Raw genomic sequence first — 12,348 nt, forward strand, 5'->3', positions numbered from 1 at the left:
AGCATAGCGCGAACCGCCAAAGCAGCGGCCTCGCAGGACGGCCGGCTACTCCTGATTATATCCTCGGATTCGGTTAGGTAAAGCCGGGCTCCTGCGGGGCCATTGCTTTTTTTGCCGTCGGGCTTACCTAAGGTCAATTGTGAATATTAGGTGGTAGACTCTTCTTTTCGGATAAAATTGCTTTTTAAACCGCAAAAAGGATTGAAAAAGACAGCGGTAATCCTATATCTTTAGGATCTGATAGTATAGGATTAAGATAATGCAGTAGCCATTGTTTTAATTCGTCAACTCATCCGACTTTCTTTTTTGCTTTTACTAAGCCGCGCCTATGGACTCTTCTACTCCCACCACTCCCGAAATCAAGCCTGAAAACGAGGATTTCTCGCCTGATATGACGCATGACGAGGAAGAACTCTCGTCGGGCAACAGCCGGCTGGCCCTGATTGCCGGCGGCATTGTGGCTGCCGTACTGGCGGGCTACCTGCTGCTGCCGGCTACTATAACCAACCCTGGAGGTACTCCCGAGCTGCCCACCCCAACTATGATGCTGGGAGAAGCTTCTATAACGGGTACGCGTACCCCCGACGAAACGGCCCCGGCCGATGTGGCTACCGACGCTGCGCCTGCTGAGACACCCAAGTCCGCCGCCGCGGCCCGCACTGCGGCCACTGCCCGCAATGCGGTAGCGGCCCCGGCCGCTGCCTCCAAGGTCGACGAGCCGGAAGAGGTGGCGCTGGCACCGGTTGTACCCGCCACTCCCATCGCTGTGGCCGAGCCTGCCGAACTGGCTCCAACCAGCCTGAAGCTGAACGGCCGGGTGCTCGACGAAAACGGCCGTCCGTTGGCCGGTGCCACCATTCTGCTTAAAGGCTCGAAGGTGGCTACCAGCACCGATGCCAACGGCAACTACGCGCTCGAAGTACCTGCTGGAACCGACAATACGCTGCTTTACGGCTACGGCGGCTACGAGGACCAGCTGCTCCGCTCGCGCAACACCAAAACCCAAAACGTTACGCTCGTGCCACGCGAAGACGTTAAGCGCCGCCGCCGGTAGAGGTAAGTCGTCCTGCCAGACAGCAAAAAAGCCTCTGATATCAGGGGCTTTTTTGCTGTCTGGCAGGACGACATTAATAGCGCGAAGCTCCAGCTTCGCGTGTTGTCGTTAACGGCCGCACCTTGCGTAATCGTTCAACGGCACCAGAAGCTGGAGCTTCGTACTACAGGTTTACGACCTGCTGTTGCGTCAGTTCTGTCTGAACAGCTTCAGCTGCCGCGTAACGGCTGGTATTAGCTATCCAGCTTCTTAAACCGGCTGCGGAACAGGTAGTACACTGGTACGCCGAGGGCCACCAGCAGCAGGCCACGCTGGGCGAATTTGGAGTTTTCGGGGTCGGTGAGCAGGATAAAGCAGAACGTGGAGGCCAGCACGATGTAGAGCAGCGGCACCACCGGGTAGCCCCAGGCGCGATAGGGGCGGGGCGCATCGGGGCGGGTGCGGCGCAGCACGAAAATGCCGATAATGGTGATGACGTAGAACAGAATCACCGAGAACATCACGTAGTTGAGCAGCTCGCCATACGAGCCCGACAAGCACAGCAGGCAGGCCCAGGCGCACTGGCCCCAGAGGGCTACACCTGGTACACCAGCCTTGTTCAGGCGGGCCATGCCCCGGAAAAACAGGCCGTCCTGGGCCATGGCGTAATAGGCCCGCCCGCCCGACAGCAGAATGCTGTTGTTGGCGCTGAACGTGCTGATCATAATCAGGACGGCCATTACGTAGGCGCCTGCCGGGCCCATAATGCTTTCGGCGGCGGCTGTGCCCACGCGGTCGTCGGTGGCGTACTGGATGCCGCGGCCCAGCACATCGGTGGCGGTTGGGTCGCCCTGCAGGGGCAGCACCAGCAGGTACACCACATTTATCAGCAGGTACAGGCCCGTTACGATGCCCGTGCCCAGGGCCATGCTTAGTACAATGGTGCGCTCGGGCTTCACGATTTCGTCGCCCGCGAAACCAATGTTGTTCCAGGCGTCGGAGCTGAACAACGAGCCCGTCATGGCCAGGCCAATGGCCGTAACTAGGGCGGCTACCGTGAGGGGCGTGCCCTGGCCGGCGGCATCGAAGCTCACGGCCTGCCACACGTTCTGGAAGTTCTGGCTCAGGGCTTCCTGCTTGATGCCCAGAAACAGACCCGACAGAATAAGCAGGCCCAGGGCTACGAGCTTGGTGCTGCCAAACACGTTGGAAATCCACTTGCCGGCCCGTACCCCGCGCGAGTTGATGTAGGTGAGAAATACCAGCATGGCAATGGCCACCAGCTGCACCATGCTGAATTTGAACGAGCCTCCTAACAGCGGCACATTCTGTATTTCGAACAGCACATTAGCTTCCGAAATTTGGGGAAACAGTACGCCGGCAAACCGGGCAAAAGCCACAGCTACGGCCGCAATTACGCCGGTCTGAATCACGAGAAACAGCGACCAGCCGTACAAAAAGGCCACCAGCTTGTTGTAGGCCTCGCGCAGGTACACGTACTGCCCGCCCACTTTGGGGAACATCGACGACAGCTCGCCATAGCTCACGGCGCCGGCCAGCGTAATCACGCCCGTCAGCAGCCACACTACCAGCAGCCAGCCCGTCGAGCCTACTTTGCGGCTGATATCGGAGGAAACGATGAAAATGCCGGAGCCAATCATGCTGCCGGAAACAATCATAACGGCATCAAACAGCGTAATGGCCCGCTGGAAATGGCCTTCTTTTTCGGACATCTGGTAAAGAAAAGAGGGAATGGGGCCGGAAGATAGCGGATGGGTGGTAAATGAGGAAATTCATCTGTTATCCTGAGCAGCGCGAAGTACTACATAAGGACTTTATGCCCCCCGAACAGGTTGTTCTGGCCCAGCAAGGTCCTTCATTGCGCCCAGGATGACAGCTGGTTTGAGAACCTGCCGCCCGCTCCGGCCCGATTGCCTATTTTTGCCCATCTAGCCCTTCCCGTTCCCGCTTTCCCCGCATGTCCAACCGCGTACTTGTCTGGCTTACCCTGCTGCTGCTGCTCACGGCGCTGGGCTCCTACGTGTACTACCGGCGCACCGTGGCCAGCACGCCCGTCGACCCCTGGGCCCTGGTGCCCGACGATGCCGTGCTGGTGGCCATGACGCGCGACCACCCCACGCTGGTGCGCCATCTCAAGGAAACCCGGGTCTGGGATAACCTGACGGCCGTGCGCTACTTTCAGCAGGTTGAGGAAAACCTGGTGCTGGTAGACAGCCTGGCCGGGGGGCGCGATGTGCTGCTCAACTTCCTGGGCCGCAAGCGGGTGCTTACTTCGGTACACGTAACCGCGCCCCGGCAGTTCGGGCTGCTGTTTCAGATTCCTATCGGCAGCGTGCGCGAATACCGGCAGGTGCGCGGGCTGCTGGAAGACCTGGGCCGCGCCCCCGATTTCAAGGTAACTACTCGTGAATACGAGGGTCAGGTACTCACCGACGTGCGCCGTCGCGTAGTTGCGGAAGGTGAAGAGGGTGGCGGCATAACGCTGCTTAATTATCGCAACCACCTCGTGTTCAGCAGTAATCCGCAGCTCGTGGAAGCCGTGGCCCGCCGCCTGGCCCGGCCCGACGCCCCCAGCGTAGCCGCCGAGTTTCAGAGCACTGATTACTTCCGGCTGCGCGATGTGGATGCCACGCTGCTGCTCAACCAGCGGCGGCTGCCGCAGCTGCTGGGCGTACTGTTTCGCTCCGAGCTGACGCCCGAAATGGCGGCCGTGGCCAGCCTGGCCCGCAACGAGCTGACCGAAATGCGGCTGGCCGGCAACAAGGTGGTTTTCCGGGGCTTCGCCAACCCCGAAATGGCTCAGGGCAGCCTGCACCAGCGCCTGCTGGGCCAGCCCGCCCAGCGCCTGCACATGGCTGAGGTGCTGCCGTTGCGGGCGGCGCTGGTTATCCATCTGGGCCTGGGGCCGGTAACGGCCCTGCGCGGCACCCGCGCCCGCGCGGCCCCCGACTCGCTGGGCTCGGGCGTGCCGCCGCTGCTCGACAGCCTGCGCGGGCAGTTGAGCCGCGAGGTGGCACTGTGCTACCTGAGCACCAACTCGGCGCGGGTTAGGCCGGGCAAGCTGGCACTGGCCTATACTGCCAATCCGGCCCGCGTAACCACGCTGCTGGGCCAGCTGCGGCGGGCGGTGGGGGCCCGCCCTTCGTTTGGTAAAGTGGGCAGCTACCAGCTGTACCAGGCTGGTGTGGCCGAACTGCCCCAGCAGCTGTTAGGCGACCTGTTCACGGGGTTTGGGGCGCGGCCGTTGGTGGCACAGGTGGGCAACTACGTGGTATTTGCCGACGATGAGCCCGCCCTGCGCCAGTACCTGGCCGATATGGGCGCGGGCGAAACCTGGAGCCGCTCGCCTACGCAGGTGGCCTTTTTGCAGGAAACCCAGCCGCTGGCCCGCCTGCGCGTGCTGATTGACACGCGCAACTGCTGGAACCTGCTGCTGCGGGGCCTGCAGGAACAGCGCCGCGCCGGGCTACTGCGCAATGAAACCCTGTTTAAGCGCTTTCCGCAGGTGTCGCTGCAATGGGTGCCGGCCGATAATGAGCAGGAGGAAGGCGCGCAGTACTTCACGCAGTTTCTGCTGCGCCACCCGGCCGAAGGTCCCGCCGAGGCCCGCCCCCAGAACTCCGACGGCACGGGCAGCGTCCTCGATTTTAAGGTGCCGCTGCGTAGCTCGCCCGAGGCCGTAGTAGTAGCCGGGGCGCAGCTGCCGGGCGTGTTAGTGCAAGATACGGCCCACGTGCTGCACTACATAACGCCCGAAAACGTGGTGGCCTGGTCCGACTCGCTGCCCGGGCCGCTGGTGGGCCCCACCGTGCGGCTGCCGGGGGCCACGGGCTTCCTGCTGGCCACGCCCCGGCAGCTGTTCCAGTTCAACAACAGCGGCCAGCCCCAGCCTAACTTCCCCCTCAACCTCCCCGATACGGTTCGTGCCACCGCGCTAAGCGTGTCGCCGACTATGCGCGAGGGTGCCGGGCGCCGGCTGCTGGTGGCCGGCAGCGGCAGCAACCTGTTTTTGTACGATACCCGGGGGCTCTCCTACGTCGGCTGGCAGCCCAAGCAGCTCGACTTTAGGCTGGCTGCCCCGCCGCAGTACCTGGTAGTAGATGGGCGTGATGTGGTGCTCGTGCTGCTCGAAAATGGCTATGTGTATGCCTTCGACCAGGCCGGCGGGGCCTACCCGGGCTTCCCGCTAAGCGTAGGCGCCCGGCTGGCCAGCGCCGCTTTCGTGGAAACTGGCCCCACCCTGCGCCGCACGCGCCTGACGGTGGTAAACCAGCACGGCGAGCGGGTGAGCTTCAATTTGAGCGGCGACGTGGTGGCCCGTCGCCGGGTGGCCACCTGGAGTCGCACCTCGCGCTTCCGCCTGATTGCCGACCAGCAGCAGGCGGGCTACGTGGTAAGCCGCGAAGATGGCGGCCGGCTCACGCTCTTCGATCCGGAGGGTAAGTCCCTGCTCAGCCAGTCGTTCCTGACTACGGCCCCGCGGTCGGTGCAGTATTTCAACTTCGGCCCCGGCCGTCAGGCCTACGTGCTCACCGAAACCGGCCCCGGCAAAGCCTACCTCTACGACGCCCGGTTCCGCCTCATCGGCGGCAAGCCCTTCGACAGCACCACGCCCCGCGTCGACCTCACCTACAACCCCGCCACCAGCACGTTCCATCTTTTCCGCGTGAACGGCAACGAGCTGCGCAGAACCGATATTAAGGTGAGTACAGAGAAGAGATGAAGTGAGAGGAAAGGCGTACACAACCAGAACGTCATGCTTCGGCTGCGCGGACACCAGATGAAGCATGACGTTCTGGTTGTTTCTGGTTCGCGTTCCTTTTCTCACTTATTTGTCAACCAACCTTTTCGGTAGAAATAAACGAGCTGGAAGATGACGATGATGGCCAGCAAGGCCAGCAGGATTGGGTAGCCCCAGGGGCTGTAGAGCTCGGGCATATTGAGCGGGTTGATGCTGCCATCAGGGGACTCGCGCTGGAAATTCATACCGTATAGGCCCACTACAAAGCTCAGTGGAATGAAAATGCTGCTGATGATGGTCAGTACCTTCATCACCTCGTTGGCCCGGTTGCTCTGGTCCGACATATACAGGTCGATGAGGCTGCTGACGGTTTCACGGTAGCTGTCGGCCAAGTCCAGGGCCTGAATGGCGTGGTCGTAGCAGTCTTTGAAGAATACCTTGATTTCTTCGGGCACCTCGTCGTCGGGCATGCGCAGCAGCTCGGCAATCTTCTCGCGCTCGGGATACACCAGGCGGCGAAAGCGCACGATGTCCTTTTTCACGTGCAGGATGCGGGCGAGCACTCGGCGGTCGGCGCGGCCCTGAAAAATACGTTCCTCCAGCGTTTCGAGGTAGTCGCCGATGGCCGCCATAGTGGGGTAGTAGTGGTCGAGCACCACATCGGTGAGGGCGTAGGCCAGGTACAGCGGCGGGCGGCGGCGCAGGCTGCTACGGCCCGTGCGCAGCCGCACGCGCACCGGCTCCAGGCAGTCGTCGTAGTCGTCTTGGAACGTGAGCACGTAGTTGGCCCCGGTGAAAATGGAGAGCTGGTCGTCTTCGATGGTGAGCAGGCGGGTAAACTCAGTCATGCGCGACACCAGAAACAGGCCGTCGTCGGTTTCCTCCACCTTGGCCCGCTGGTAGTCGCTGAGCACGTCCTCCATCTGCAGCGGATGAATGTTGAAATCCTGCTGCAGCCGCTCTATCAGGGCCAGATCATTGTAGCCGCGCACATCGAGCCAGTGCTTTTTATCCGGATGCTGCCCGAAAAAAGCGTACAGCTCGTCGTAGCTGGCGTATTCCTGCTCATGAAAAAAATCCTCGTCGTACGTGGTCAGCAGCAGGCGCGGGGGCATTGCGTCGGGCCGGATGGTGAGCGTGCCGGGACGCTGGCCGATGCGCTCCTCGCGCAATCGGCGGGCTGTTTCCAGCTCCACTATATCGGCCGCCGACATTTCCTGGTCGTCATCGTTATCATCATCATCATACGCATGGGCAGAGGGCGTGGCAAAAAGCGGCTTGGCGGGCAGGGGCGCGGTAGGCCGGGCAGTGGGCGGCGGGGTCATAGGGGAGCAGAAGTGCGGAACGGGAACAGTTTACGGGAATTTGCCGGAAAAGTGGGTGCGGCATTGGTCGCTGTCCGGCAGGTGCCCGGCGCAAATCGTTGTACTTTCGCCTCCTGATTCCGGTTTTGCCCTTGCCTTCGCCCTCCCTTCTTTCTGCTGCGGCCGCCCAGCTACTGCCACTGCCTGCCCTGGCCGGCGCGGGCTACACGCTGCGGCGGCTGCCGGGCCTCGCGCCTGCGCCGGTGCGGCCGCCAGCCTATGTGCCCTGGCTGTACCTGCGGCCCGCTCATCAGGCCCTGCAGCAGTGGACCGAAGGCGAGGTGCTGCACTTCTTTCTGGAAAACGATACCCACACGGTGGCCCAGCTGGCGGTGTACCTGAGCGCCGATGGCCGCGCCGCCCGCAGCCCCGGCCGGGCACCGTTTGGGGCCGTGCAAACTGCCCCCGACCTGCCCGAACCAGTGCTGCAGGCCTTTCTGGAAGCCGTGGAAACCAGCCTGCGTGCGCAGGGCGTGCGCCGGCTTACGCTACGTCCCCACGCCTTTGCCTACGAGCCCGCCGCCAGCGCCCGCCTCGCCACCGTGCTCGGCCGGCTGGGCTACCAGATCGGCCCCATCGAGATGAACAGCTACCTGCCCCTGAGCCGCGACTTTGAGGCCTGTCTGCATCCTTCGGAGCGGCGGCGGCTGCGCAAGTGCGAACGGCACGGACTACACTTCGAGCAGGAGCCGCCGCTGCTGCTGCCGCTGGCCTACGAGCTGATTGCCCGTAGCCGCCAGGAAAAAGGCAAGCCGCTGAACATGAGCCCGGAGCAGCTGCAGGCCCTATTTCGGGCACTGCCGGGGAAAGTGCTGCTGTTCTCGGTACGCGACGCGGCCGGCGAGTGGGCGGCCGTATCGGTGGTAATTGAAGTGCGCCCCGACGTGCTGTATCATTTTCTGCCCGCCAGCCCGCTGGCCTATAACCATCTCAGCCCCATGGTGATGCTCAATTCGGGCCTGCATGCCTTCGGCCGGGCCAGCAACATGCGCCTGCTCGATCTGGGTATTTCGGCCCTGCCCACCGGCGTCGATGAGTCGCTACTGCGCTTCAAGCGCCACCTCGGGGCGGTGTCGGGCATCAAGCTAACGTTTAGTAAGGAGCTGGGCTGATGAACGAACCCCGCCGCATACTTATCGGGCGCTTTGTGCGTGGGGCGGCGGGCTCGGGGGTGGCCGTGGTGGCCCGCACGGCGGGGGCGCTGGTGCTCAACAAGCTGCTGGCCGTATACGGCGGGCCGGGTGGCCTCACGCTGCTGGCCCATTTCCAGAACCTGATGGCCCTGTTCACCACGCTGCCCAACGATGGCACGCACGTGGGGGCGGTAAAATATCTGGCTCCGCTGCGACCCGGCTCGGGCCGCTACCGCGCCTGGCTGGGAGGCGCACTGCTGCTGAATATGCTGGCCGGCGCGCTAGCCCTGCTGGCATTGGTGCTGCTGCCTGGCCCGCTGGTAGGCGTGCTACAGTTGCTGCCGGGCCAAACCCTGCTGCTCGGCCTGGGGCTGCTGCTGCTGATTGGCTACGCCCTAGTGGTGGCCGTGCTACTGGCTGCCGGCCGCATCCGCACGTATGTGTGGCTGACGGTGGGGCTGAGCGCCGCCGGGCCGCTGGCCGTGGCGGCAGTGCTGCTGCGCGGTGGCCTGGTGCCCCAAGCGCTGCTGGCTTATCTGCTGGCCCAGGGTCTGTTGCTGTTTCCAGCTGCCTGGGTTGCTACCCGGGCGGGGCTGCTGCCCTGGCCACGCGGCCGCATCAGCCGGGGAGCTTTGCGGGGGCTGGGTAAATTTTTATTGATGGCCCTGAGCACGCTGCTATTTACCAAGGCCGTCAGCTTTGTGCTGCGCGAGGTGCTGGTGCAGCAGTTTGGGCTGGCGGCCACCGACTTGTGGCAGGCGGTGGCCAAGCTCTCCGACAATTACGGCATGGTGGTATCGTCGGTGCTGGGCACCGTGTACTACCCGCGGCTGGCTGCGCTGGGCGGCTCGCCCGCTGCGCAGGGTCGCTTCGTGCGGTTGGTGCTGCTGGTGCTGGCTCCGGCGCTGGCCCTAGGGTTGGGGCTGTTGTGGCTGCTGCGCGACTGGCTGCTGCCGCTGCTGTTCGAGCCGCGCTTTGCCGCCGCTGGCTACCTGCTCGGCCCCCAACTACTGGCCGACTGGCTGAAATTCCTGACTTGGACACTGCTGTTTCTGCTCACGGCCCGCGCCCAGGTGGGCCGCTACGTGGCGTTTCAGGCCGTTTCAACGGCTTTTTATGCCCTGTTGCTGGTGGTGCTGCTGCCCCGATTAGGGCTGCTGGCCGCCCCCTTGGCCCTGGCCACCGACTATGTCTTGCTGCTGCTCTGGAGCCTGTGGTATTTCCGGCGGGAGGTATTTTCTTAGAGCTTAGTTGATAGTGCTTCGTGCTTAGGCCGTTCACTATTTGGTAGTAAATGACTCAATCAGCAAGCCCAATCAACCAAGCACGAAGCTCCACCAACTAAGCTCTAAACAGATGCCCCTTGTTACCATTATTGCGCTGTGCTACAACCACGCCCGGTTTCTGGAGGCGGCGCTGGATTCCATTCTGGCCCAGACATATCCGCACCTGGAAGTTGTGCTGGTGGACGACGCCAGCACTGATGGCAGCGCCGATATTCTGCGGCGCTACGCCGCCCAAAACCCTGGCTGGCAACTGCTGCTGCTGCCCGAAAACCAGAACAACTGCCGCGCCTTCAACCGTGGGCTGGCGCTGAGTAAGGGCGAGTTCGTAATTGACTTTGCTACTGATGACGTGCTGCTACCCGAGCGGATAACCCGGCAGGTGGCGGCTTTCGAACAGGCCGGCCCGCGCTGCGGCGTGGTGTACACCGATGCCGAGCTGCTCGACGAGTCGGGCCGCTTCGTGCGCCACTACTACCGCCGCGACGCCCACGGCCGCCTGCACCCGCGCCCCGCCTCGGGCTTCGTATTTGCCGATGTGTTGGAACGCTACTTCATCAGTACGCCCACCATGCTCATGCGCCGCGCCACGCTCGACACGTTGGGCGGCTACGACGAAAGCCTGAGCTACGAAGACTTCGATTTCTGGGTGCGCGCCAGCCGCGACTGGGAGTTTCAGTTCCTGGACATAATCAGTACCCAGAAACATCTGCATCCGCGCTCCAAATCGGCCAAAAGCTACCGCCGCCACGACCCGCACCTGGCCTCTACCATCGTGGTGTGCCGCAAGGCCCTGGCCCTATGCCGGACACCCGAAGAGCGGGCCGCGTTGGTCGTGCGCGTGCGCTGGGAGCTGCGCCAGGCCCTGCGCCACCGCAGCCGCCCCGAAGCCCGCGCACTTTACCAGTTGCTGGGCGAGTTAGGGGCTGTCGGGGCTGTTGACTGGGGCCTGTTTAAGGTGCTGGGGTAACAGGGTCGGTTACTGAGAGAACGTCATTCAGAGCGGAGCGAAGAATGACGTTCTCTTGCAAATCACTTCCTCACCTCATATAGCTCCACCAGCCCGTCCTGCGCTACCAGGTGGCGGTTGGGGTACCAGCTGAGCACCGAGTCGGGTGAGTAGCGGATGAGTTTGCGCGTGAGCTCATCGTTGGCCATGGTGGCGCGGTTGAGCAGCAGCCAGGCCGGCTGCGCAGGGCTGATACGGATAGAGTCGCGGGCGAAATAGCGGCGGAAGCGCAGGCCTTCGGGCACCCGGAAGCCGTAGCTGAAAGCGTAATTATCGAACAGGAAATCATCGACCAACACCGTGCCCTGTACCGCCGGACCGGCTAACTGCTGCAGCACCCGCACCTGCGCTGTGTGGGCCGAAACCGGCGGCTTGCGCATGAAATACGTTGGTCGCACGGCCAGCGCCAGCGCCAGTACAGCTACCACCACGGCCGCCAATGCGGGCCGGCCGGGCCGTAGGGCCGCGGGCCAGCGGGGCAGCCAAGGGCTCAGCCCCACGGCCAGCAGCGCCAACCCCGGCAACAGGTACACTATGGCCACGGCCGTGCGCAGCCAGGCAGTAAGCAGCAGCAGCAAGATGCCCACCACCAGGGCCCGCAAACCAGCCCGGCGCACCAGTCGCTGCAGCCCGAAGCCGGCTGCCAGGGCCAGCGGCGGCAACAGTGGTGTAGTCATGCGCGGGAGCAGCGTAATGGGGTTGTAGCTGCTGAGAGAGGTGCTGCCGAGCCAGTAGAAAGCCAGCGTGCTGGCCGCCAGCGCCAGCCAGAACCGCCGGTCGGACGCTTCACTGGTGGCCTCGCCCGGGGCCGGGGTGCCGGCTGGCCGGCCCAATGCGGCGGCGGCCAGTGTAAGCATCAGTCCCAGCCCGATACCCACGAAAAAGCCCAGCGGCTGCCACGTAATGCGGCCCAGCAGCGCCGCCCGGTTGCCGGCCAGGTAGTTGCCCTCACTCAGAAACCGGTTGGTTTGCTCGATGAGGTGCACCCGGTACAGCGCATCATCGGTTACAACGTAGTAAAACGCGCCGTAGGCGGCCAGCAGCAGCGCACCCGCGGCTAAAGCAACAATCCAGAACCGGCCATGCTGCCGGCGCATGGCATCGAGAGCCAGCACGCCCACATAAAAAGGCAGGTAGTAGGCAATGGTTTCCTTGCTGAGCAGGGCCGCAAAGCTGAGCAGCGCAAACCCCAGGCCCCACCACCCGGCCCGGCGGCCCGGCTCGCGGCCCCGCAGCAGCGCCGCAGCCCCAGCCAGGCACCAGAACATGAGGATGTTGTCGGGGTAGAGGTAGTTGGTTAGGTTGAGCGTGAAGTAATGCAGGCCCAGCAGCAGCATGGCCGCCGCGGCTACTACCGGCTCGCGCCGGCCGTACAGCACATAAATCAGCCCCGCGCACCCCAGCGTGGCCAGCAGCGGCCAAAGGGTGGCGCTGATGATATTGACCCCAAACAGCGCGAAGAAAACCGCCACCGGCCCAAAAATCAGCCACCGCTCGTGCAGTGGGTCATGTAGCAGCTCCTGCGGGTCGGGCCCCAGCTCCAGGGTGCCGTGCAGCAGCTGGTAGGCATGCTGGGCGTAGTAATAATCGTCTACGCCGTAAATCCCTTCGTGGGTCAGCAGGAAATAGGCCCCGGTAAATAGCCCGACGAAAAGCAGCGTCCAGCGGGGCAACGAGTCAGGCAGTCGGTTCACTGCCGCAAGGTAGGAGTGATTGGGAGAAAGGCCGCGTCCGCCACGTATTAGCCATTGTACCGCTACCTTG

The 12,348-nt window shown here is 63.3% G+C and carries 8 protein-coding genes; 5 read left to right on the forward strand and 3 right to left on the reverse strand.

The annotated features are described in order from the left end of the window. Positions 1-328: 328 nt before the first annotated feature. On the forward strand, positions 329-1,054 hold the full coding sequence (locus tag HW554_RS12375; RefSeq protein WP_176908908.1) for a carboxypeptidase-like regulatory domain-containing protein: 726 nt from the start codon (positions 329-331) through the stop codon (positions 1,052-1,054). 233 nt (positions 1,055-1,287) lie between these two features. Here HW554_RS12375 and HW554_RS12380 read toward each other — a convergent pair whose 3' ends face one another. After that, positions 1,288-2,766 (reverse strand): APC family permease, encoded by a 1,479-nt coding sequence (locus HW554_RS12380; protein ID WP_176908909.1) that lies wholly within the window; start codon positions 2,764-2,766, stop codon positions 1,288-1,290. 245 nt (positions 2,767-3,011) lie between these two features. Here HW554_RS12380 and HW554_RS12385 point away from each other — a divergent pair, with 245 nt between their 5' ends. Beyond that, positions 3,012-5,777 (forward strand): YncE family protein, encoded by a 2,766-nt coding sequence (locus HW554_RS12385; protein WP_176908910.1) that lies wholly within the window; start codon positions 3,012-3,014, stop codon positions 5,775-5,777. Positions 5,778-5,878: 101 nt separating this feature from the next. On the opposite strand, the gene corA is transcribed toward HW554_RS12385, so the two are convergent. After that, a complete protein-coding gene (gene corA / locus HW554_RS12390; RefSeq protein ID WP_176908911.1) occupies positions 5,879-7,120 on the reverse strand; it encodes a magnesium/cobalt transporter CorA in 1,242 nt (413 codons plus the stop codon). Between the two features lie 131 nt (positions 7,121-7,251). Here corA and HW554_RS12395 point away from each other — a divergent pair, with 131 nt between their 5' ends. The 3 genes from HW554_RS12395 to HW554_RS12405 all read left to right on the forward strand — a co-directional run bounded on the left by HW554_RS12395 (position 7,252) and on the right by HW554_RS12405 (position 10,545). Then, positions 7,252-8,271: a GNAT family N-acetyltransferase gene (locus HW554_RS12395; RefSeq protein ID WP_176908912.1), complete on the forward strand. Its 1,020-nt coding sequence runs from the start codon at positions 7,252-7,254 to the stop codon at positions 8,269-8,271. Continuing rightward, positions 8,271-9,536: an MATE family efflux transporter gene (locus HW554_RS12400; RefSeq protein ID WP_176908913.1), complete on the forward strand. Its 1,266-nt coding sequence runs from the start codon at positions 8,271-8,273 to the stop codon at positions 9,534-9,536. The genes HW554_RS12395 and HW554_RS12400 overlap by 1 nt, the downstream gene beginning before the upstream one ends. A 112-nt stretch (positions 9,537-9,648) precedes the next feature. Continuing rightward, positions 9,649-10,545, forward strand: a complete 897-nt coding sequence (locus tag HW554_RS12405) for a glycosyltransferase family 2 protein (RefSeq protein ID WP_176908914.1) — start codon at positions 9,649-9,651, stop codon at positions 10,543-10,545. 62 nt (positions 10,546-10,607) lie between these two features. Here the strand turns inward: HW554_RS12405 and HW554_RS12410 are convergent, their stop codons facing one another. Continuing rightward, a complete protein-coding gene (locus HW554_RS12410) occupies positions 10,608-12,278 on the reverse strand; it encodes an ArnT family glycosyltransferase (RefSeq protein WP_176908915.1) in 1,671 nt (556 codons plus the stop codon). Between the last annotated feature and the right edge of the window lie 70 nt (positions 12,279-12,348).

Source organism: Hymenobacter lapidiphilus, assembly GCF_013377885.1.
Lineage (GTDB): Bacteria > Bacteroidota > Bacteroidia > Cytophagales > Hymenobacteraceae > Hymenobacter > Hymenobacter lapidiphilus.